Annotated in this window: 22 protein-coding genes; 5 read left to right on the forward strand and 17 right to left on the reverse strand. The window is 54.9% G+C overall.

The window, feature by feature from the left end:
- Window positions 1-141 precede the first annotated feature (141 nt).
- Window positions 142-735, forward strand: coding sequence for a peptidase (locus DMG62_02980; GenBank protein PYY24542.1), 594 nt, complete (start codon window positions 142-144; stop codon window positions 733-735).
- 732 nt (window positions 736-1,467) lie between these two features.
- Here the strand turns inward: DMG62_02980 and DMG62_02985 are convergent.
- From DMG62_02985 to DMG62_03040, 12 genes are all read right to left on the reverse strand, one after another.
- Window positions 1,468-2,328, reverse strand: a complete 861-nt coding sequence (locus DMG62_02985; GenBank protein PYY24543.1) for a phosphatidylinositol kinase — start codon at window positions 2,326-2,328, stop codon at window positions 1,468-1,470.
- Between the two features lie 6 nt (window positions 2,329-2,334).
- Window positions 2,335-2,796 carry a hypothetical protein gene (locus DMG62_02990; protein PYY24544.1) on the reverse strand — a complete coding sequence of 154 codons (462 nt, stop codon included), beginning with the start codon at window positions 2,794-2,796 and terminating at the stop codon, window positions 2,335-2,337.
- A 169-nt stretch (window positions 2,797-2,965) separates the two neighbouring features.
- Window positions 2,966-4,372, reverse strand: coding sequence for an HslU--HslV peptidase ATPase subunit (locus DMG62_02995; protein PYY24545.1), 1,407 nt, complete (start codon window positions 4,370-4,372; stop codon window positions 2,966-2,968).
- A gap of 109 nt (window positions 4,373-4,481) precedes the next feature.
- Window positions 4,482-5,324, reverse strand: a complete 843-nt coding sequence (locus DMG62_03000; GenBank protein PYY24546.1) for a hypothetical protein — start codon at window positions 5,322-5,324, stop codon at window positions 4,482-4,484.
- Between the two features lie 32 nt (window positions 5,325-5,356).
- On the reverse strand, window positions 5,357-5,896 hold the full coding sequence (locus DMG62_03005; GenBank protein PYY24547.1) for a single-stranded DNA-binding protein: 540 nt from the start codon (window positions 5,894-5,896) through the stop codon (window positions 5,357-5,359).
- Between the two features lie 193 nt (window positions 5,897-6,089).
- Window positions 6,090-6,530, reverse strand: a complete 441-nt coding sequence (locus DMG62_03010) for a hypothetical protein (GenBank protein ID PYY24548.1) — start codon at window positions 6,528-6,530, stop codon at window positions 6,090-6,092.
- Window positions 6,531-6,893: 363 nt separating this feature from the next.
- Window positions 6,894-7,499, reverse strand: a complete 606-nt coding sequence (locus DMG62_03015; protein ID PYY24549.1) for a hypothetical protein — start codon at window positions 7,497-7,499, stop codon at window positions 6,894-6,896.
- The gene (locus DMG62_03020) at window positions 7,496-9,436 is read right to left on the reverse strand and encodes a hypothetical protein (protein ID PYY24550.1); all 1,941 of its coding nucleotides are present in this window, start codon (window positions 9,434-9,436) and stop codon (window positions 7,496-7,498) included. Before DMG62_03020 ends, DMG62_03015 begins: the two co-directional genes overlap by 4 nt.
- A gap of 72 nt (window positions 9,437-9,508) precedes the next feature.
- Window positions 9,509-10,564, reverse strand: a complete 1,056-nt coding sequence (locus DMG62_03025) for a tRNA (adenosine(37)-N6)-dimethylallyltransferase MiaA (GenBank protein PYY24551.1) — start codon at window positions 10,562-10,564, stop codon at window positions 9,509-9,511.
- A gap of 94 nt (window positions 10,565-10,658) precedes the next feature.
- Complete coding sequence (locus DMG62_03030) at window positions 10,659-11,399, reverse strand: hypothetical protein (protein PYY24552.1); 741 nt, start codon at window positions 11,397-11,399, stop codon at window positions 10,659-10,661.
- An 8-nt stretch (window positions 11,400-11,407) separates the two neighbouring features.
- Window positions 11,408-13,207: an elongation factor 4 gene (locus DMG62_03035; protein PYY24553.1), complete on the reverse strand. Its 1,800-nt coding sequence runs from the start codon at window positions 13,205-13,207 to the stop codon at window positions 11,408-11,410.
- Window positions 13,208-13,460: 253 nt separating this feature from the next.
- On the reverse strand, window positions 13,461-13,757 hold the full coding sequence (locus DMG62_03040; protein PYY24554.1) for a DNA-binding protein: 297 nt from the start codon (window positions 13,755-13,757) through the stop codon (window positions 13,461-13,463).
- 442 nt (window positions 13,758-14,199) lie between these two features.
- On the opposite strand from DMG62_03040, the gene DMG62_03045 reads away from it, so the two are divergent.
- The 3 genes from DMG62_03045 to DMG62_03055 all read left to right on the forward strand — a co-directional run bounded on the left by DMG62_03045 (window position 14,200) and on the right by DMG62_03055 (window position 17,028).
- Entirely contained in the window at window positions 14,200-15,744 is a 1,545-nt protein-coding gene (locus DMG62_03045; protein PYY24605.1) for an amino acid permease, read from the forward strand.
- A 112-nt stretch (window positions 15,745-15,856) separates the two neighbouring features.
- Window positions 15,857-16,648, forward strand: a complete 792-nt coding sequence (locus DMG62_03050) for a hypothetical protein (protein ID PYY24555.1) — start codon at window positions 15,857-15,859, stop codon at window positions 16,646-16,648.
- 23 nt (window positions 16,649-16,671) lie between these two features.
- A complete protein-coding gene (locus DMG62_03055) occupies window positions 16,672-17,028 on the forward strand; it encodes a hypothetical protein (protein PYY24556.1) in 357 nt (118 codons plus the stop codon).
- A gap of 62 nt (window positions 17,029-17,090) precedes the next feature.
- Here the strand turns inward: DMG62_03055 and DMG62_03060 are convergent, their stop codons facing one another.
- The 4 genes from DMG62_03060 to DMG62_03075 form a co-directional block, all read right to left on the reverse strand.
- On the reverse strand, window positions 17,091-17,612 hold the full coding sequence (locus DMG62_03060) for a hypothetical protein (GenBank protein PYY24557.1): 522 nt from the start codon (window positions 17,610-17,612) through the stop codon (window positions 17,091-17,093).
- The gene (locus DMG62_03065) at window positions 17,590-18,237 is read right to left on the reverse strand and encodes a hypothetical protein (protein PYY24558.1); all 648 of its coding nucleotides are present in this window, start codon (window positions 18,235-18,237) and stop codon (window positions 17,590-17,592) included. Before DMG62_03065 ends, DMG62_03060 begins: the two co-directional genes overlap by 23 nt.
- Window positions 18,227-18,835 (reverse strand): sigma-70 family RNA polymerase sigma factor, encoded by a 609-nt coding sequence (locus DMG62_03070; GenBank protein ID PYY24559.1) that lies wholly within the window; start codon window positions 18,833-18,835, stop codon window positions 18,227-18,229. The genes DMG62_03065 and DMG62_03070 overlap by 11 nt, the downstream gene beginning before the upstream one ends.
- A gap of 150 nt (window positions 18,836-18,985) precedes the next feature.
- On the reverse strand, window positions 18,986-20,455 hold the full coding sequence (locus tag DMG62_03075; protein PYY24560.1) for an Asp-tRNA(Asn)/Glu-tRNA(Gln) amidotransferase GatCAB subunit B: 1,470 nt from the start codon (window positions 20,453-20,455) through the stop codon (window positions 18,986-18,988).
- An 89-nt stretch (window positions 20,456-20,544) separates the two neighbouring features.
- Here DMG62_03075 and DMG62_03080 point away from each other — a divergent pair, with 89 nt between their 5' ends.
- Complete coding sequence (locus DMG62_03080) at window positions 20,545-21,075, forward strand: DinB family protein (GenBank protein ID PYY24561.1); 531 nt, start codon at window positions 20,545-20,547, stop codon at window positions 21,073-21,075.
- A 33-nt stretch (window positions 21,076-21,108) separates the two neighbouring features.
- Here DMG62_03080 and DMG62_03085 read toward each other — a convergent pair whose 3' ends face one another.
- Entirely contained in the window at window positions 21,109-22,524 is a 1,416-nt protein-coding gene (locus DMG62_03085) for a chromosomal replication initiator protein DnaA (protein ID PYY24562.1), read from the reverse strand.
- Window positions 22,525-22,588 lie beyond the last annotated feature (64 nt).

The following is a 22,588-nucleotide window of genomic DNA, read 5'->3' on the forward strand; positions in this document are numbered from 1 at the left end:
TGAGACTCTTATTTCGCCTTCGTCACCTTTGTGTTCGCCTTTTGCCTCCGAGCGATTTACGAGTATGCCTGCAGAAGCGACGGCGACTGTGCGACATCCTGCGCCCGGAAATGTGGAAGAATTAGCAAAGGAGGTTGCTCCATGTCCACTCCCCAAGTTCTAATTCTCACCGGAGATGCCGCAGAGTCGCTGGAAGTGATGTATCCCTATCAGAGATTGAAGGAAGAAGGATACGAGGTTCACATCGCAGCTCCCACGAAGAAGAAGCTGCACTTCGTGGTGCACGATTTTGAGCCGGGCTATGACACCTACACAGAAAAGCCAGGGTACAGCTGGAACGCAGACATCTCCTTTGCCGAGGTCGATCCAGCCAACTACGTGGCTCTGGTGATACCCGGCGGGCGCGCGCCCGAGTACATCCGCAACAACCCTCACTGCCAACGCATTGTCAGGCACTTCTTCGATCGCGAGAAACCGGTAGCCCAGCTCTGCCATGCTTCGCTCGTTCTAGCCGCGGCAGGTGCGCTCAAGGGCAGACGAACAGCAGCCTATCCGGCGCTGGAGCCTGACGTAAAAGCCGCCGGAGCCTATTTCGTCGACAGTGAAGCGGTTGTCGATGGAAACATGGTTTCCGCCCGCGCCTGGCCCGATCATCCTGCATGGATGCGCGAGTTCGTGCGCATTCTTAAGCAGAAAGCTCCAGCTCAACATGGCGAAGTTGCCAAGGCGGGATAGGGTCCAAACGTCTTAGAACAGATCCAATGACACAGGGCGAAGCCCGACATTTTGGTAGCCCATTGGCGTAAGCCGTGGGTTGGCATTACAAACACAATTGAGCCCTGAAAGGGCGGCACATCACCACCGCGTGCGGCAGTGCGGAACTGTGAGGAGAACCGCATTTATTGTCTTCTGCAACCCGTCTCGCCTGTGCGGACAACGAGCCCACGATGAACCCTCAAATGAAAATGCTTTAGAACAACGGATTGCGAAAATATTTTTGGCATGGTCCGCAAGGCACTGATCTGATTGATGGACTTGCAAGCTAGAGCAACGGATGAACGTTGCTATTTGCTGACGTTCTGCGGTATCAAGGAGAGAGATGCTGGGCATCAATACCAAATCGGTACTTGGAGTGCAACGTTGCTCATCGTCAGTCGCGCGCCTCTCCGCTCAACTCCCCGATGGCAGCAACTTATGCGCGGTGGTTAACCAACAAGTTAGCCCCCAACCCCGGGGTTACCCCGCCACATTCGGCGTTACCCCAAACAAAATCGCCGGGGTTACCCCGCGAAAATCTGGGGTTACCCCGGGGTTTGAATGCACTAACTCCTTTAGATTCCGCGACTCTGAGCTTAAAGTCAGGTTAGTTATATCTCGTTTTGCTAGCTGAATATTACTACTTAGTAAACATAGGTTCCGGGATCATCTCTTTTCCAGACCTGCGTGTCCGTCGCAGTTTCCTTAGATTTAGCTTCCTGCTGGAGAATGCGACGCCATCTGGGAAGTCCTGGCTTCCCAATTCTGAAAAGGCTCGCGACTGGAGGTACGAAACATATCAATCAGATCCCGAACCATTGTGCGGCGTTTGATCAATCCTTCGATTAAGTGCTCAAGGTCGTCGACAGCCGATCCGTACCATTCGGGCGGAACGCTTTCTGCGATTTCCCAAAGGATTGCGGGATCGATGTTCTCAATTCGGGAAAGCCAGGGCTCGAACGATTCCCATCCGCGCACGTCGGCATAGACCTCATTGCGCGGATAGACGCCACGCAAAGGCGAATCTGGATAGCTCCACTCGCCGGCATTGAAGCAATAACCTTGATCGACAAATGTTGCCGTGTATTTCTTATCTCGAGTCTTCTTCCAGAATACAGCTTGGCGGCCATTAGAATTGCAGGTCCATTTATCCAGCGCCAGCATGCCGGCGAAGGCGTCGAGATTACGAACGCGGTCGAGAGCCGAAGCAGGAAGATAGTCAAAGACCTGGCCTTCGAGAGGTCCCAGTACGAAACGCCCGCCCAAGGCGAGCCCATGCTGGCAGGGAATACTGGATGAGCCTATGCGGATCCGCAGGTCTGGGGTGTTCTCGATAAGCCATGAGCTTACCTCGACCACTTCCATTATGGGAACTGGCAACCCTACGCGCTCGGCAATCCGCGTAGCTATCAGTTCATTCGCCAAGACTCGAATATGCTGGGGGTTATTTTGAAACTTGACGACGTAGTAGTGCCCATCGTCGGCAAACATGAGATGGCTTTGGGCGCCCCCGCGCATCGGGCGCAGATGTTGTTTGACCTGGATCACCGGAGGAGGATGATACCGCGAAATCCGCGTCTATTCGGCGCCGGCAAGCTCCGGCGCATAGCCTTTGATGAAATCTTCCACGCTGCGCACGTACACGGCGGCGAAATCGACCACTGGTCGTCGCTTCTGGATGAGCTTCATGGCTTCCTTGAGCTCCCATCCCATGGCACGCAGGAGGGCCAACGTCATCATGGGAGCGCGGTGAACTCCGGCAGCACAGTGGATGAAGATCTTAGTCTTAGAGTGCTCAAGCGCTTCGAGGGCGAAGTCCACTCCACATTGAAGCAGTTCCCGGGGCTTGAGTTGAAAGTCGTCGTCAGTGGGATTCCAGAGAATATGGATGCCGTGGGGTACGCCCAAATGGCGATCGTCGAACTCGATTTGCATGTTGATGACGTGCGTGACGCCAGCCTCAGCCACCTCGATCATCTTCAGTTCGTTCCAGATACCTCCCCCAACCGCAATGCGGTCAGTCACCCAGGTCATGTCCATATTTCAAGCTTACAACACGCCGTTGCGGCCGAAGAGAATCACGGCTGACCGAAGTAACGAAGCCTCGGTTCGTATCGCCGCGACGCCAGAGAAACAGCAGATTCCTCACGGTAAAACCACGCGCTTCGGAATGAGAGTATCTGAGACGAAGCGGTTCGTACTGTAGCGCCTACAGAATGTAGCGCGAGAGATCCTGATCCTTGGCGATGTCGGCCACCATCTTCTTCACGTAATCTGCGTCTACCAGAACTTTGTCTTTCTTTTCCTTTGCCATCTCCGGCGCGGCGAAGCTGATCTCATCGAGCACGCGTTCCATAATGGTATGCAGCCGACGGGCGCCGATGTTTTCCGTGGATTCGTTGACCCTGAAGGCAAAGTGGGCAACTTCGTCAAGGGCGTCGCGCGTGAACTCCAGCTTCAGGCCTTCGGTTTCCAGTAGCGCTGTGTACTGCTTCACCAGCGACGACTTCGGCTCGGTCAGAATCTTAATGAAATCTTCAATCGTCAGGGACTGCAGCTCGACCCGAATCGGGAAACGCCCTTGCAGCTCCGGAATCAGATCGCTCGGCTTGGAAACGTGGAAGGCTCCAGCTGCGATGAAAAGAATATGGTCGGTGCGTACCATGCCATACCGAGTGTTGACTGTGGTGCCTTCCACGATCGGAAGGATGTCACGCTGCACGCCTTCGCGCGAAACATCAGGGCCATGGCCGCCTTCGCGGCCTGCGATTTTATCGATCTCATCAAGAAAGACAATGCCCGACTGCTCCACGCGCTCGACCGCAGTGCGGGTGACCAGATCCATATCGATCAGGCGCTGTTCTTCTTCCTGAATCAGGTATTCGAAGGCTTCGCTGACCTTCATCTTCCGCTTCTTGGTGCGTTGGCCGAAGATGTTGGGCAGCATGTCTTTGATGTTGATGTCCATCTCCTCCACGCCCTGGTTGGAGATGATCTCAAAGGCGGGCATTGAGCGTTCGCGGACATCAAGCTCGACTGTCCGATCGTCGAGCTTGCCTTCGCGAAGCTGCTGGCGAAGTTTCTCGCGGGTACGCGATTGAGAGTCGCCGTCGCCTGTTCCCAAGGCAAGACCGGCAGTCGCTGGGGAGGATGCTGTAGGCGGTAACAGCAGATCCAAAAGACGCTCCTCAGCATTGACCTCAGCCTTATCCTCGACTTCCTCGAGGCGCTCTTCGCGAACCATGTCGATTGCAATTTCAGCCAGGTCGCGGACGATGGATTCCACGTCACGGCCGACGTATCCAACTTCGGTGAATTTCGAAGCCTCGACTTTCAGGAATGGAGAGTTCGCGAGACGCGCGAGGCGGCGGGCGATCTCAGTCTTGCCCACTCCCGTGGGGCCAATCATGATGATGTTCTTCGGCATGATCTCTTCCGCCAGTTCGGGCGAGAGCTTCTGCCGGCGCATGCGGTTGCGCAGCGCAATGGCCACGGCGCGCTTGGCGGCGTTCTGGCCCACAACGTACTTATCGAGTTCGGAAACGATCTCGCGCGGCGTGAGTTCGTCGAGCGCGAGTTCCTGCTCTTCCTGAGTTCCAGGGAGGTAAATCGCCACTTCTTGTGCTTCTCCTATACTTTAAGTGTAAAACAAAGCCGGCCTTCGGCACTCGGCGGCCCGGTTTTCGGTTAAGAGTAGTTCTGTGGGATTAGAGAGCGTAAGCTCTTTAAAAGACTGGCGGTTTTGCCAGCGTCATAGAAACGTTTACGACTTTGGCCTTGGCGTCTGGAGAAATCTTAAATATCTGCTCCGGTTTCACCTCTGGACGAGCACCGACATCCTTTAAAAACAGCGGCAGCAGCCTGTAATCGTAGATTTTCCCCTGATAGGAGTTCCACATCGTCAGCAGCTTGGCACGCGCTCCCGGCTCTGATTCGACGCCAAGAACTGTTAGCGTACCCAGGTAGAAGATCTCGCCTTCGTCCAAGTCGAGGGACAGCGAAATTGTGTGAGCATCTTCATCAACCATTGTTTCCGGTACTGCTGAAAAATTCACGAAACCTTTGCCTGCATACAGCTGACGCAAGGTTTCAAGACCTCTTGCAATCTTTGCTCGATCGAAAATATCCGCGTCAGCAATTGGAAATGCCGCTCGCAATTCCGTTAAAGGAAATGCCGAGCCATTCTTCAATTGAATCTTTTTCAACCTGTATTGCGCGCCCTCGTCAACTCTTACGTCGACGTCCACAACCTCCCGCTCGCCATCTTTGCCAATAGCCTTAACCAAGGGTTTGTTCACGAACACTTTGAAATAACCGAGGGTTTGAAATTCAAAACGGATTCGTTCGGCAATCTCATCGAAGAACTCACTGTCTTTCTGATGAAACACAGTTCCAATTCCATTTAAAACCACGCCAACAATGCGCTGCTGCTCCGCTGGAGACACACTGTAGACGTTGCTAAGACTAAGCTTGTGAACAACCGGGTTTGGGTCGGAAACCTGTATTTGCCCCGCGGCAATGAGGCATGAGGAAAGAGACAAAGCAAGGATGATGATTGATCGCAGCATGAAGACCTCCACTGCCGCCGTACAACTTTATCCTATCTTCGTCTGCCGGTCTGCATCGGAGCCGGAACGGCGCCTTTGTAATCTCGCGGATAAACCACAACGAAGCGTCTTTCAGCCACTCCGGAGCTTTCAGTGCGCAGGTCGGCGTGGTCCCGCATGGCGAGGTGGAGCATGCGGCGTTCGCGAGCAGACATTGGCGCAAATTGATACGGCTGGCCGGTCTTGCGTACGCGTTCGGCTGCGACTTCGGCTGCCAGCTTCAACTCCTGCGCTCGCAGCGTCTTGAAACTCATGCAGTCAAAGCTGAGCTTGTCGTGCTCCTCCGATTCTAGCCGCAGGACCTTTAATGAAACATGTTCGAGCGCGCGCAAGAGTTCTCCGTTACGTTCCAAGAGCAACGGGCTATCAGGACCAGCAAACTCAACCACAATCTCCGGGCTCTCCCCAAGCTCTGTGTTGACAGGAGGATTTGCGCTAATGCGGTACTTCAAGCGAAATCCAGCCTGCTGAATGGTGTTGCGCAGGACTTCATCAACACGTCGGGCGGCGGCAACTCGATCTTGGATCGGCATGGCTTGGGGGATAGTCACCTTCGCGAATTAGAAAGAACATTTCTAACATCGTTCCGACCAATTGCGCTACCTGACTACGAACCTGAAGTCCACCGCTTGAGGGAAAGGCACGGAGCTATCCGGAATAAAAACGAGTTTCACCCGAACGGCACGGGTGAAATCCGTGCCCCTCCCTAAAACCCAAGGACAGGAATTACCGAAGCCGCCGCCGACCGAGAGATGCGGCAAATATGCCACCCGCAGTTGAGAGCAACAGGAATGCGATCAGAAACAGAAACATTCCGAACACCACCAGCACGGCGAGTCCTTCGGGAGTCTGCATCCACTGGGAGATCGCCTGCGTCTGAGGATTATTTGCCGCCGCCTGGTCGAGCGCGCTGCGCAACGCCGACCGAATCTGCTCTCCCTGATGCATGACTAAGGTTTCGATAGCGAGATAAGACGAGGTAAATACCGCGAAGAAGAGAAATCCCAGAAGTCCGGCGAGAGCGCCGATCTTTCCGCCGATGCCCGAAGACAGCGAAAGCATTGGCGAGCGTCGTCGGTAGAGGGTGACGGCCAGCCATCCGCCGCCGAGCATCCATAACGGGAACAGCACACTCACCACCGGCAGCGTCGAGGCTATTGCCATCACCAGTCCGGCAGTACTGGCAGACGGTAGAGCATGTCTCCAGTTAACCAAAGAACTGGGACCCTGGGCGAGCAAATCGGGAGTTGTCAAACCAGGATTATTGGCTGTAGAAGAGGGAGTCGCCGTTTCCGGAACACGAACCTGAGGGGCGCCGCATTGGCTGCAAAAAGCGGTGTCAGGACTCAGCACGGCGTGGCAGCGATGGCAGGTTTGTTCCACCTGTCGAACTTAAATCAGTAAGTTGGGACTGCGCAAGCGGAGCTCCGGTAGAGAACGTAGCCTGCTGCGTCTTACCTATACGGCTAGGAAATCCATACTCCTGGGGGTGGAGGGTATAGCAAAGACATAGCATGCTGCGCCTCTACATTAGATCGAATCCCTCTCCCCGTGCTTCTGCACGTATACGAGCGCGATGTTGCTTCCTCCCTCTTCAGGTTTCACTGCGACGATGTGCTGCTTGTCGTTGGTTCCGGTTTTCAGCTCGAGAGTATTTCTGTCGCCCGAAGAGTACGTGAAGTCTTTGCCGTTGCTGCGTTCGCTACTACCACAGGTGAGCTGGTTACCGTCACCTTCGTGGCGGCCGTGCAGGGAAACGTCTCCGCCCTTGCACTCGAGGAACTTTCCGTATTTCTGCTGCAGATCTTTGCGGTACCAGTCGAGCACCTTATCGGGTGAATCATCGGAGTGATAGTTGAGCGCGATGACCTTCAGCTGTCCCCAGGGACTTGCGATGTTCACGTTCGCCTGATCGTGGTCATGGCCGCGCTTCGGAACGAGATGAGAGCCTGGGTAGACGCTCAGCCCAGTCTCCTCCGGCTTCACCTGATCGGTGCGGACGCTAACAGAGCCGAAAGGCGTCTTGACATCAACGTTGTCGCCGTTATCGCTCTTCTTTACGTTTACACAAGCCGTTAGCGCCAGAGCGGCGCCTAACAGCGCAAAACTTGCGAATGGAAGTATGCGCGATTTCATTCGATTTGAGCTGCTCCTGATGTAGGTTTCACTGGCACCGAAGCAACGCGCAGTTCCTGCGGCTTGAGTTCCAAACCGAAACCGCGATCAGCGATGCCGGGCAGACTGACCGGGAGCTTGCCCTTGAGTTGCATCTCGCCGAACAGCAGCTTCACTGCACTTCGTTCCGAAGTAGGCGCGTTCGAGTACGTGCATATATACGTCTGCACATCGGGAAAGTTCGATGCCAGGTACGGATTTCCCATCGCAATCACCGCAGTCTTTGGCGCTGCTGCTTGAAGTAACTGCCGCATGAGATTTCCTGTTGCATCGCTCAGACCGACGGTGTTTGTCAGTAGTCCGTTGACGACCGTCTGCTTAGCTGCTGTTGGAACGACGTAAGCCGCAACCACGACCTTCTCTGCTTGCTTGACGGCATCGAGAATTTCCGGCGTCATGCCTGCTGCGATGGCACCATCTATGAGATAAACCTTGGCCTTCGCTCGACGACGCAGCTCGAGTTCAAAGACGCGGCCGTATTCACTGCGAACATCATCAGTCATAATCACTGCCACTACCGGCGCTCCGGTACCCGAAGAGCGATACGCATTCGATGAGGTGTAGGTTCCGGTAAGACGCTGTGCTGAGAGAGGTAAAGGGAGAACCTGTCCATTGTCGCGGACGAGAGTTGCGGCCGAGTCGGCGACCTGCTGCGCGAAATCGATGCTCTCCGGTCGGCTCACGAGACGCGAGACATTCTCCAAATCGACGAGGCGTGCCTTATGCAGGCCGAGCGATGCTTTGGCACGCAAAATCTTGAGCACCGATGCATCAATTTGCTGTTGCGAAATTTCTTTATTCTTGACCGCTTCGACAAGCCCGTTGAAGGCGCCATCGAGATCCGACGGCAGCAGAACCATATCGTTGCCCGCCCTCACAGCATCCACTGCGGCGCGTCCTGCGGGATTGGGACCGTCCTCAGGATAAAGGCGAGTCAAACCATGCATTTCGAGGGCATCGGTAACGACTAGGCCTCGAAAGTGCATCTTGTTCTTGAGCAGGTCAGTCACAATTTTCCCTGAAGTCGTTGCCACCTTGTCTGCATCGGGCTCCAAAGCGGGAATAGTGACGTGCGCTACCATGATCGAGTCCACGCCGGCCTCCACTGCTTTCTGGAACGGCGGCAGCTCGACAGACTCAAGCCGCCGGGTGTCTCCCGAGACCATAGCCACCCCGAGATGGGAATCGGTAGCAGTGTCCCCGTGTCCCGGAAAGTGCTTGGCCGTGCTCAGCATTCCATTCTGACGCGATCCCTTGATGTAGGCCGCTACCATCGCTGCGACGGCCTGCGGATCTTCGCCAAACGAACGCGTGTTGATGATCGGGTTCTTCGGATTGATATTTACATCGGCGACAGGAAAGAAATTCCAGTGCACACCGATGGCTCGCGACTCCTGGGCAGTAATGGCGGCAAACTTTTCCTCCAGGGACGGATTTTGCGTGGCTCCAAAAGCCATCGCATGAGGAAACGCGGGAGTTTCATTCAGTCGCATCGAAAGGCCACGTTCAAAATCTGCTGCGACGAGCAGTGGCAGCTTCGATTCCTTCTGAAAAAGGTTCGTCACGGCCCCGGCTTCGTAAGGCAAGTCCTTTATGAGGAGCCCGTCAGAAACACGCACCGTCAGAATGATCGAGCCTAGGTGATATTTCTTGATCGCATCACTGACTTGCCGATATGCATCGCTTTCCACATTGAGAAAATCCGCGTACGCGCGGATCTGGATCATCTGCCCGATCTTTTCTTCGAGCGACATCTTTTTGAGGGTCTTTTCCGCCCACTTATTGCCGTCAGACGTAAGTTGAACCGGACCAGCTTTAGAAAACTTCTCGTCCTTTGCAAAAGCAGGAATGACGAGTAAGAGAAGGAGGACAACTGCTAAAGGCCTGAAATTCAGCATGCAGGGAAGATAACAGAGAAATTCTCGAAAAAAAGTCGGAATGGAAGCGTTTCGGAGCTCGCCGGACGGAACCTAGAAGATCTTTAGCTTCTCGGTGGAGCTGGTGCTCGTTAGCGAAGTTATAGTTGATTCCGAAGTGACTCTCGGCGGCTGCTCACTCGATAGCTCCATCTCACGTGCCACTATCTTTCCTACTTCGCGCTGGACTTCTGGATCGTCTCCAAACGAGGGAAACCAACTCACATCCGGCTCCCGGCTGAACCAGGTGAGCTGGCGCTTGGCATAATTGCGATGAGCCTGTTGAGCGGCGAGTAGAGCCAGCTCTGCTGAAATCTCGCCCCGGAGATGCTGCATTGCCTGGCGATAGCCGAGTGATCTGAGCGGACGCGCAATCGGTCGCGGATCAGAATCATTTGCAGTGTCCACTGTCCGGTAGGCCGTCAGCAAACGTCGCGTTTCGTCGATAAGGCCGGCTTCGAACATCGCTGTGCAACGGGCATTGATGTGTTCGTAGAGAGCATTGCGGTCGGGTTCCAGTCCTATGCGCAGGATGCGGAAACCTGTTAGCGGGTCGCGTCCCTTGTCCCACATTACAGTGAGTCGCTCGCCTGCCAGCAGACAAACTTCGATGGCACGAATGAGTTTGGGCGTATCGTTCGGATGAATTCTGGCCGCAGCTTCGGGATCTAACCGAGAAAGAATGCGGTGCAAATGTTCGATCGTCCGCTGATCGGCGCTCCGACGTAGGCGAATGCGGAGCTGCTCGGAGCGAGTAGGGCCTTCAAAAAGACCTTCGAGCAGCGCGCGCAAGTACAGCCCGGTACCGCCAACGACAATGGGCAAGCACCCACGATCGCGGATCGCGGTGACCGCTTTCCGCGCCAGACGTGAGTAGTCACCGGCACTGAACTCTTCAGCGGGTGAGGCAACATCGATCAAATGATGACGAACCCGCGACCGCTCCGCCTGCGTTGGCTTCGCCGTGCCGATCTCCAGCTCGCGATATACCGCGACTGAATCGCAGCTTACGATCTCACCTCCGAATTGCTCGGCCAGCTTAAGCGACAGGGCTGTCTTGCCGCTCGCTGTTGAGCCGAGTATCACAACAAGGAGAGGTTCCGCGCTCATAGAAAAACAGATGTTGAGGATATCTTAAGCGTTGGGGAGCAGGGCAGTCAGATCTGGATTGAGAGTGACGGCGAACCCTGATCGGCGACGGTGGCTACGGTCCGCTACGCTGCAGATTTCCGCTCTGCAGGTTAAACGCGTACACCGTTGGCTTGTCGACGCAAAAAGTTTGATTGTAGCGGGTGGTTGCGGGCGTCTTGGCGACACGAACAAGAACGCTATCATCGCTTGACCATCCAACTACCGAAGAATCGTACTCGCAGTCTTTTCCCAGAACACGCTCGAATGCATCGCTTAATGGCAGCTCGCGTACTTGGCCGGTTGCGGAATCAAGCGCGAGGGCTGACTTTACGACGTCCATGTCCCGGTCGTATCCCCAGACGCCAACCTCAGCCAGGAGCTGACTCCCCGCGTGCGACCAGCCAACGACTCGTATGCCCACGCCTTGATCTTCGAGCCCGGTTTTTTCATATATGACTCTGTAGTCTTTTCCGTCTTTGGAATAGAAGAGCTGCACTTTGTTCTTGCAGAACTGCGCATCACCCATGTCTTTGGTGGCTTCGGCGATCGTCTCAGCGTAAGCAAAGCCTCCGCTCGATTTCGCGGTCCCTGTCTTGGCACGACGCGATTGGAAATTGCCGCGGTCCTTGCCTTCCCAGCAGCTGAGGAAAGCTGTGCTTTGTGTTTGGCCGGTAAGTGGCAACGAAACGGCGCAGAACAGGAGGAGACGAACCATTCTCTTTACAGCCCCTGATAGCACCGTGGCACAGCCGCCCTCGGCTGTGGCTCTGCTCAAACTCAACACAGGCGAGGGCGCCTGTGCCACAAGATCCATATTTGCCACTACTCTCCAACCTTCAACACAGCCAAAAACGCTTCCTGAGGAATGTCCACCCGACCGATCCGCTTCATGCGCTTCTTGCCTTCTTTTTGTTTCTCGAGCAGTTTCCGTTTTCGCGTGATGTCGCCACCGTAGCATTTGGCCAGTACGTTCTTGCGCATCGCAGGAACGGTTTCGCGCGCAATGACCTTGCCGCCGATCGCCGCTTGAATCGCGACTTCAAACATCTGCCTGGGGATCAGCTCTTTCATCTTCGCCGCGAGGGTCCGTCCTCGCTCGTATGCACTATCCCGATGCACGATGATCGAGAGCGCATCGACAGGATCGCCGGAAACCAGAATGTCCAGCTTCACCATCGGCGACTCCCAGAGACCGGAGAGATGGTAATCGAGAGAGGCATACCCGCGAGAAACCGACTTCAGACGATCATAGAAATCGAGCACGATCTCGTTCAGCGGCAGCTCATACGTCAGCATTACGCGATTCGAGCTTACATACTCGAAGTTCTTTTGCTTCCCGCGCTTCTCCTCGACGAGCTTGAGAATTCCGCCAACGTACTCTTCGTTGGTCATAATCATGGCGGTGATCACCGGCTCTTCGACTTTGCCAATCTCACTTTGGGAAATCCACTTCGATGGATTATCAACGTCAATCACGGTCCCATCGCTTTTGGTGACGCGATAGCGCACACTCGGAGCAGTGGTAATAAGATTCAGATTGAATTCGCGCTCGAGGCGCTCCTGGATAATTTCCATATGGAGCAAGCCAAGAAATCCGCAGCGGAATCCGAAGCCGAGCGCGGCAGAGCTCTCGGGCTCGAAGAAGAATGAAGAATCATTCAGCCGTAGCTTTTCAAGCGCATCGCGGAGCAGCGTGTGTTCGTGAGCATCGACCGTATAAAGACCTGCGAAAACCATCGGCTTGAGCTCTTCGAATCCAGGCAAAGCCTCGATTGCCGGATGGGCATCCTCGGTGATGGTGTCACCGATCTTCGCGTGTGACACATTCTTGATATTTGCCATCAGGAAACCGACTTCCCCAGCTTCGAGCTGCTCGATCTCAACTGGCTTAGGCGTGAGCACGCCCAACTGCTCCACATCGAAGACTTCGCCGTTTGACCAGAGACGGATCTTCATGCCTTTACGCAATGTGCCCGCCACAATTCGCGTGAGAACGATGACGCCGCGATACGGATCGAACCACGAATCGAAGATCAGTCCTTGGAGAGGAGCATCGGCCGGTCCTTTCGGCGGCGGCAGTCGCTTCACAATGGCTTCGAGAACATCGGGAACACCTTCGCCGGTCTTCGCGCTGACCAGCAGCGCCTCCGTGGCGTCAAGCCCGACGGCATGTTCAATCATCTCCTTGGCGCGCGGGATATCCGCGCTTGGAAGATCGATCTTGTTAATGACAGGAATGATGTCGAGGCCGTTGTGAATGGCCAAATATGCATTGGCCAAAGTCTGCGCCTCCACCCCCTGCGAGGCATCGACAATCAGCAGAGCTCCCTCGCACGAAGCGAGTGAGCGCGAAACTTCATAGCTGAAATCTACGTGGCCAGGAGTATCGATCAGATTGAGCTGATACTGCTGGCCGTCTGTGGCGGTGTACATCATGCGGACGGCATGCGCCTTGATGGTGATTCCACGCTCGCGCTCAAGGTCCATCGCGTCCAGCACCTGGGCCTGCATTTCACGCTCGCTGAGCGCACCGGTGAGCTCAAGCAGGCGGTCGGAGAGCGTGGATTTTCCGTGGTCAATATGCGCGATGATTGCGAAATTTCGGATGTACTGACGATCCATTAGCCTTCTTTGCCATTCCGAACGGAGCGTAATGTCCGCCGCCGCGGACATTCGCGGAGAAAGGAATCCCTATAGATCCATGATACTTGAGCGGCCACGAATAGGTGTTGATTCCCGGCTGTCTGAATCGATGATGCGCCAGCACGGGCGATTGTAGGGATTCCCAACCGCAAAAACAGCGGCTCGGAATGACAACAACACACAAACGAAAAGGCCGGCATGATGCCGGCCTTCGCATTTTCCTAGACTCGAACTAGCCCTTCTTCGGAGCGATGGAGTCCTTCGCAGCCTTGGCGACGCGGAACTTCACGACGGTCTTGGCCTTGATCTTGATTGGTTCGCCCGTCTGGGGGTTGCGGCCCATGCGTGCCTTGCGCTCGGCCTTCACCAAGCGGCCAAGTCCGGGGATCACGAACACGCCGTTCTTCTTGGTTTCCTTAATAGCGGTATCAGCGAGATGCTGAAGGAACGCTGCTGCCTGCTTGTTGTTGATTTCAAGTTTCTCGGCCATGTTGCGGACGAGGGCTGTCTTGGTCATGCCTGATGCCATGAATCCTCCTTAGCGGGGTTGAGTCGGGAAATTGGATTGCGAATCGAGCGTTATCTTATCGCACACGAGCGGAGAAGAAAAGCGTTTTCGCCTGTATCCATGCGGGTTTTTGCAACATCCGCTCGTTACCATGCGACTAATTGCTTCTCCGTGTCAAGAGGAAAAACCGCATTTTTCGCGGATTTTCTGTGATTATTTCGGAAATAATCGGGCTTTTCGCTGAATCTTGCTTCGATTTCACAGTGAAGAGCCCCGCGCGGAAGTTTTTGCCGATCTGGCACATTCGTGGCGCTCGAAAAACATCTGTGAATTGGGCGTGATTTGGCAAGTCGAAATTCTAAGAAAGCTCACGCGATTACTGTGGGCTTTCTCCTTGACCTATCCAGCAACTTCCATTGAAATCGATGCAGCGCATTCCTATCCCGAAACCGGGAGCCTAGCTCTGGCAAGCCAACTTTTCGCCAAGAAGTCCATCGACAAATTAATCGCAAACTCCGAGGAGCCGGAGCATCGGCTAAAAAAGACGCTTGGCCCTTGGTCTTTAACTGCGCTCGGCATCGGCGCGGTTATCGGTTCCGGCATCTTTACTGTGATCGGCACTGCGATCGCGGGACAGAAATTCGACACCTCCTCCATCCTGAACGCTCCGTTGCTGGATTACTTGATCCGACACTCCGCCACGTTCGGCCGCCCTGGAGCTGGGCCGGCATTGGCGCTCTCGCTGGTTCTGGTAGCAACCGTCTGCGCCTTCACAGCGCTGTGCTATGCCGAACTGGCGTCCATGATTCCCATTGCGGGAAGCGCTTACACCTATACGTATGCAACGATCGGAGAGCTGATTGCCTGGATCATCGGCTGGGACTTGATCCTTGAGTACGCGGTCAGCAACATCGCTGTATGCATTGGATTCTCGGCGCATTTCGTCGATCTATTCGACTGGTTCGGCATTCATCCCACCGCGAAATGGATTAGTCCAGCGTATCTTCCCGGAGGTCTAACCGACCTAGCGGGCAACATGATCTATGCCCCGGGCTGGCACCTGGGGTTCAATATCCCGGCGTTTCTGATCGTGATGCTGATCACCGTTGTCTTGGTGCGGGGCATCCGCGAGTCGGCGGAGACGAACAACGTCATGGTTCTGCTAAAGATTTCCGCGATCCTGGCATTCATTATCGCCGGCGCGCATTTCGTCAATCGGTCCCACTATCACCCCTTCTTTCCCAATGCATGGTCCGGAGTCTTGACCGGCGGCTCGATCATCTTCTTTACATACATCGGATTCGATTCTGTCTCGACGGCTGCTGAAGAAGCAAAAAATCCTCAGCGCGACGTACCGTTCGGGATCATCGCTACACTCGTAATCTGCACGCTGCTTTATGTCGGCGTTGCCGTCACGCTTACCGGACTTGTGCCATGGCAGTCAATGATTGACGACGCCGCGCCGGTAGTGAACGCACTCAAGAAGCTTTCCTGGATTCCTGGCGGTGGCATGCTGCGTTGGATTCGATTGGTCGTGCTGTTTGGTGCCATGATGGGAATGATCTCTTCCATCCTCGTATTTCAGCTGGGGCAAGCCCGTGTATGGTTTTCCATGTCCCGCGACGGGTTACTGCCCAAGCTCTTCAGCAACGTCCATCCTCGCTTTCGGACGCCAGCATTTTCGACCTGGGTGGCGGGATTTGTCGTTGGGCTTCCGGCTGGATTACTGGATATCGGCACAGCTTCCGACCTTTCCAATATCGGAACACTCTTTGCGTTCGTTCTAGTGTCGATTGGAGTATTGATTCTGCGTTACCGCGAACCTGAGCGGCATCGCGGATTTCGCTCTCCAGGTGGACTTGTGGCCCCGATCCTCAGCGTGGCGTTCTGTCTCCTGCTCATGGCTGGACTTCCAATTCTTACCTGGCTGCGCTTCTTTGCGTGGCTAATCGTAGGTTTGGCAATCTACTTCTTTTACAGTCGCCACCGGAGCGAATTCGCAAGTTAGCACGAACTTACTAAGGTAATCTCTGGGCTCCTTACTAGTGATGATCGCGGCGGCACTTGCCCTCAAAATAGAGGCCTGACCAAGTTATTGAAGGTCGACCCCTGGTCTATCCATGAGCAGCGATTCCACCTCCGCGCCGGTCAAGGAAACCGTCTACGACGGTCCCGATATAGAGCTCTTCAAGCCGAAGCAGCCGGCGAGCTCCGCTTCCAGAGAAACCGTTCACGTGGGCGAGGTTCCCGAACACATCACGCGGCGCTACACGAGCGCAGAACTTGCACAGCTCCCAAAGCCACAAACCGTAACCGTTCACGAAGGGGCGATCCCGGAGATGTTTGCTAAGCTCGGCCGAATTGCGCATGACCTCATCATGCCGGACCGGGAGACCATCTATCAGGGGCCCGAACTCAGAATCAAGCAAGTCGAAGATGTCACCTATCTCGGTAAGAGTGTGCAGGGAGTTAAGGCTGAAGAGCCGGTTAAGGAAACCGTATTCAACGAAACAACCTTCATAGCGAAAAAAGTAGATACATCGGCTTCGCGAAGCCTGGTAACGCGAATGGTTCAACGGGCCTCAGCGCGTTTCTTCGCGGTTGCCGCTCTCTCGCTTTTCGAAATGTATTTCAGCAGAGACAATTTGCCGATCGCGATCAGCTCCGGGGTTGTCTTTGTGGCGTTCTCCATTCTTGGGTTCTACACGTTTAAGTTGAACTTGAAGGCACTACTCTTCGCGATCGGACTCTACGCTTGCAGAACTATCTTCATAGCTGTGAACGCCATCATGGGCGATGGCATGTTTATGATGCTGCTGCCCCTGTTCTTACAGGGCTTCATGGTATATAACCTGCTGAGAACCTACGGGCTGCTCGTCGATCTGCATCTCCTCGAAGCAGAAATCTACTAGCGCGAGCGAGCCCTGCGCTTGCTATGATCCCTGCACTTGTTCGCTGGCTATTGATGTCCCTGAGCCTGCTGATCGTGTCCTATGTTGTGCCTGGATTTTTCGTCACTGGACTAGGCGCAGCCTTGCTTGGCGCGCTGATTTTTGGCTTTCTGAATGCAACCCTTGGTCTAGTGCTCAAGATCCTCACTTTTCCGTTCACAATCCTTACGCTTGGGCTCTTCTGGTTCATCATCAACGCCATCATTCTCGAGATCACCTCGGCTATAGTGCCCGGATTCTTCATTCGATCCTTCTTCTCGGCACTGATTGGAGCCATTTTGCTGACGTTGGTAAACATGCTGCTGAAGGCGATGGTAGGCGAGCCAGAGCGGGCGAACTAGGAATCGTCGGGGCCAAGAAGTGCGGTTAGAGACGCAGCATGCTGCGTCTCTGCGAGAATGCGCTATTTCACCTTCGTCGTTGTCACTTCAAGTTGGATGCGCCTGGTCCCTTCCACTTCGTCGGCGCTGGTGAGAAGAACCTGTTTCCCCAGGGGTACGATACTCTCCACTTGAATTTTCGACTGTCGCACGACGGGGTTGCCGACACGATTCGCGTCGGTAAGACTGCTTATCTCGGCATTTGTGAACAGAGCGATTCCTGAATCGAATTCGTCCCCTATACGGCAATCGATGTTGACGCCGATATCCATATACTGAAATTGACTGCTGCTGCCCTCCTTTAACGTGCCGACTGCCACTGGTACCCGGCTTCCCAGGCGGATGCTGCCCCGTTCGCGAACACGAACAAGGGTGCTATAGCTGCGAGCGTTGACCCGCTTGCCATCCTGGTTCTCTGAGAATACGTACTCGACCTTGTATGTGTTGGTCGACGGTTGCGGTTTGGTTTCTTGTGCGCAAACCCGGTCCGCAGCAAAGAGAATAATCAGGCAAACCAAGCATTTATTTGCGTTCTTGTAATGCATCTTTCCTCCCAAGTTCATCTCGGCGAACATTGTCCGGCGGAGTTCCTTCTATCGGATCGATTTTTAATTCAGGAATCGAGAGCTCCTTCAGCGGCATGCCATCATCCGAAACGCTTGCGACCTTGACAACGTTGGGCTGCGCGGCAAGTCGCGCCAGCAGACGCTCCTGCGTGGTCTCGGGACGAGGTGCGGGAAATGTTGCTAGCTTTGGCAATCGCTCAGGTTCAGGTAGATTTGGGCGCTGCGCGGCTGCTAATCGCGGCGCAGTCTTGGCCAGCATTCTTTTTCGGACCGATGATGCTGTTGTGTCGCGTGATTGAGAAAATATTGACTGTGCAGCCTGAGTTCCAGAGCCGGATGAACCGGCCGCGGGATGCTGCCCATTTGTGATCCGCTCCTGCCGGTACGGATACATCAGCGCGAGAATAATAGCTATCACAAAGATTCCCGCAGCCGTGGCCCATACTGGCCACCATCCAAAGCGCTGCGTCGGCTGGGCCGCGAGCCTCGCTAGCACACGTTCTTCGAGACCGCTTCGAGGCTCCGCAGTCACCCGCTGCCGCAGAGCAATATCGAGCCAGCGATCGAAATCTTCGAATCCAGACTTTTGCTTCTCAACGTCCATACTTCGTTCCTATTAGTCTCTGCAATTTCTCTGCGAGGCGCCGGCGGGCGCGAAATACCCGCGCTCGGATCGAGGTCTCGGTCGTACCTAATATCTTGGCCGCTTCAGCGCTGCTCATCTCCTCCAGCGATATGAGCAGCAATGCATCTCGTTCCTTTTTGGGCAATGCAGCGATCATTCGATCGAGCAGCTGAAGCGTCTGTCGCGAGATCGCTCCCTGCTCCGTTCCCGGTGGAGCGACTTGCGGCGCGTGCAGCCGTTCGTCGAATTCTTCCTGATCCGGGCGGCCAAGTCTGCGAAAGCGGTCCACTGAGGCTCGCCACGCAATACGCGAGATCCAGGCCTTCGGGTCCGTGATACCGGCTCCTCCGTGCTTCGCTACGCGCAAGAAGACCTCCTGCACCACATCCTCCGCATCGGCATGGTTGCGAACTACGGAATAGGCGATGCGAAAGACTAGTCGCGAATGCTCGCGCACCAGGGCTTCGATCTCCTGAGCGACCGCATTCGCCGTCATGCAGCGAGGCTCACTCTGAGTGAGTTCCAAGACCATCGGACGGGACATGTATCGCTCAAAACCACCCATGCTACGTCTCATGAATGAAGAATGGAGCGTTTAGGAGATCGTTCGGATTTTTCTTTTTGTCATCCCGAACCGCTGAAGTTGTGGTGAGGAATCCCTATAGTCACGAAGATGGTAGTAGCCGATAGGAATTCCTCGCTTCGCTTCGGAATACAACAGAAGAATCTACTCGAGCTTGCGGGAGAGGATCTCGTTCACCAGCGCGGGATTGGCCTGGCCCTTGGAGGCCTTCATCACTTGACCGACGAAAAACCCCGCAACGGTCTTCTTTCCGGCACGATACTGCTCCACCTGCTTGGGATTGGCCATGATTACCTCGTCGATCATCTTCTCGATCGCTGCCGTATCGGTAATCTGTTGCGGCTTCTCTGTTTCGTAGACGGCAGGAAAATCATGATTGCGCTCGAAGGCCAAGTCGTACAAATCCTTCAGCATCTTGCCGGATATTGCGCCGCTCTCCACCAGATCGGCGGACATCGCAATACCTTTCATGGTGATGGGCGACTGTTCGATCGCAAGCCCGCGTACCTTCAACCTGCCCATGATTTCGCTCTGTACGAGATTGGCCACTCGCTTCGCATTCTTGGCCGAGCGCGCGGCTTCTTCAAACTGATCGGCCAATGATCGCGTTGCCGTCAGGACTCCGGCGTCGTAAAGGGTGATGCCGTATTCGGCGATCATCCTCTGACGTCGAGCTTCAGGAAGTTCGGGAAGCATTGATCGAATTTGTGCCTGCCACTTCGCATGGACAACCAGCGGCATCAGGTCTGGTTCAGGGAAATAGCGGTAGTCGTGCGCTTCTTCTTTCGAGCGCATGCTGTAGGTTTTGCCTTCGCCCGGGTTGTAGAGCCGGGTTTCCTGAAGGACTCTCTCCCCGCAGACCACAATCTCGATCTGGCGCTCTATCTCGTACTCGAGCGCCTCACGGATGAAGCGGAAGGAGTTTACGTTCTTCACCTCAGCCTTGGTCCCGAACATCTGCTCGCCTCGTGGACGCACACTGACGTTCGCGTCGCAGCGCAGCGAGCCTTCCTCCATGTTGCCATCGCTCACACCGGTATAGAGAATGATCTCCTTCAGGCGCGTGAGGTACTCGTAGGCTTCGTCAGGAGAGCGCATCTCAGGCTCGCTGACAATCTCGATCAGGGGCACGCCTGAGCGATTCAGATCGACATAGGTGTAATGTTCCGAATCGGGAAGTCCGTCATGCAGGCTTTTGCCGGCATCTTCTTCGAGGTGCAGGCGAGTGATTCCAATTCGCTTAGCGGTTCCATTGCCGGCAGATATCTCGATGTAACCGTGCTCAGCCACCGGCTTGTCGTACTGCGAAATCTGGTATCCCTTGGGAAGATCAGGATAAAAATAGTTCTTGCGCGCGAAGATCGAGACCTCGCGGATCTCGCAATTCAGCGCCATGGCTGCGCGAACCGCGTACTCGACAGCCTTGCGATTCAATACTGGTAAAGCCCCAGGTAGTCCCAAGCACACCGGACAGACGTTTGTATTCGGAGGCGCACCAAACTTAGCCGAGCATCCGCAGAATGCTTTCGTGACGGTGAGCAGCTGGACGTGCACTTCCAGCCCGATTACCGCCTCGTACTTCGTGCGAACGTCCGGTGAGACTACGGTAGCCATTGCCGAAGATTATAGATGCCTGATGTCGCCTCATCCCGGCTTGATACCATCAGTACAGAGCCGGAGTCGAAAGTGATCTGGAGGTTCTAATGTCTGCCAGTGCCGTGCGTCCGCCGAAATCGGAATACGATCCTTACTACCAGCGATACATTTCCCTGGTCCCAGAAGAAGACGTCCTCGTCTCGCTAGATCAGCAACTCTCTGAGACTCTGATCCTGCTGCGCACTCTCTCTGAGCAGCACGGGATGTTTCGGTACGAGCCGGGTAAATGGAGCGTCAAGGAAGTGCTGGGGCACCTCATCGACACCGAACGCATCATGGCATATCGCGCCCTGCGCATCGCGCGTAACGACCGCACGCCGCTGGCTGGATTTGAACAGGACGACTACGTGAAAAACGGGAGCTTCGACCAACGAACTGTGGGCAATCTAGGTCGCGAATTCGAGCAAGTGCGTCGCGCGACGATTTCGTTCTTCCGCAATCTGGAACCAGAAGCCTGGGAGCGAACCGGAATTGCCAACAACGTCGAAGTCAGCGTGCGCGCACTCGCTTACATCATCGCGGGACACGAGCTCCACCATAAGGCGATCTTGAAGGATCGTTATGGATTGGGAATTTGAAAGGTGAGACGCAGCATGCTGCGTCTCCACGAATTAACCGTTCAGCGTCTCGGTGAGCTTGTTGATGAGCCGGTTCAGATCCTTGTCATTTCGCCGCTGTTCATCGATTTTGGCGATCGAGTGCATCACCGTCGTGTGATGCTTCCCACCGAACTGCCGTCCGATCTCCGGCAACGAGGCTTCGGTCATTTGCTTGGCGAGATACATCGCGATCTGCCGGGGTACGACGATTGAGCGCGAGTTGTTTTTCTGCTTGATCTCCGGTGTGCGCAATCCAAATTGCTCGGCAACTGCCTTCTGAATAGAATCAATGCTGATCTTGCGCGCCTGCGAATCAATAAAATTCTTCAGCACTTGCTGCGCAGTGCTCAAAGTAACTTCCGCGCCAGTAAGAGAGCAATAAGCAATCAGCCGAATCAGCGCGCCTTCGAGCTCGCGCACATTCGTGCGCACGTTGGAAGCGATGTAAAGTGCCAAGTCGGTTGGCAGAGGCACACGCTCCGTCTCGCTCTTCTTCTGCAGAATTGCGACTTTTGTTTCGAGGTCGGGCGGCTGAATGTCCGCGATCAAGCCCCATTCGAAGCGGCTGCGCAGCCGATCCTCGATCTCGGGCAGCTCCTTCGGCGGACGATCGCTGGCGATCACAATCTGCTTCATTGATTCATGCAGCGCGTTAAAAGTGTGGAAGAACTCTTCCTGCGTTCGCTCCTTTTGAGCGAGAAACTGAATGTCGTCGATGAGCAGCAGGTCGACATTGCGGAACTTGTCCCGAAAACTGGTCATCTTGTCGTAGCGCAACGAGTTGATCATCTCGTTCGTGAACTTCTCGCTCGACACGTAGCAGATCGAGGCCTCTGGCATGCGCTTCTTCACTTCGTGCCCGATCGCCTGCATCAAGTGGGTCTTGCCCATTCCTACCCCGCCGTACAGGAAGAGTGGGTTGTAGGCCTTCGACGGACGCTCAGCAACAGCGCGCGATGCGGCATGTGCGAACTGATTGCCGCTGCCGATCACGAAGGCCTCAAAGGTGTACTTCGGATTTAGCTGCGCTGCAGTTTCCCAATCAAAGCGCGATTGTGACGCTCCGACTCCGGACCTGACTGCGGCTGCTCCGTTGCCTACATGACCCGCAGATTGAACCGGAATTGGCTGTGAAGGAGGACGCTGAGCCACGACGGATGGATCTTCGTCGACGGTAACAAACTGAAAATCTTCAAACTCGAGCTTGAGGTTATCGACTGCTTCAAAGATCAGGTCGCCATACTTGTCGCCGATGTGGCGGAACTCCGGAGTGGGTACTCGGACAAACATTACCTTGCCAACCGCGTGACTGAAGCGCGTGGGCTTGAGCCAGGTTTCGTATGAGTGTCTGTTGATTTTCTTTTCCAGAGCGCCGAGGATGCGCATCCACGGATTGACTTGAGCTGCAGCAGAAGATGAAAGGGACATTGATGCCTTACCAAAAAATGTCCGCAGTTCGGTCAGAACGGAAATTCCGTCTGGGAACAGCGGC

The sequence above is a fragment of the Acidobacteriota bacterium genome (assembly GCA_003225175.1).
In the GTDB taxonomy this organism is placed as follows: domain Bacteria; phylum Acidobacteriota; class Terriglobia; order Terriglobales; family Acidobacteriaceae; genus Gp1-AA112.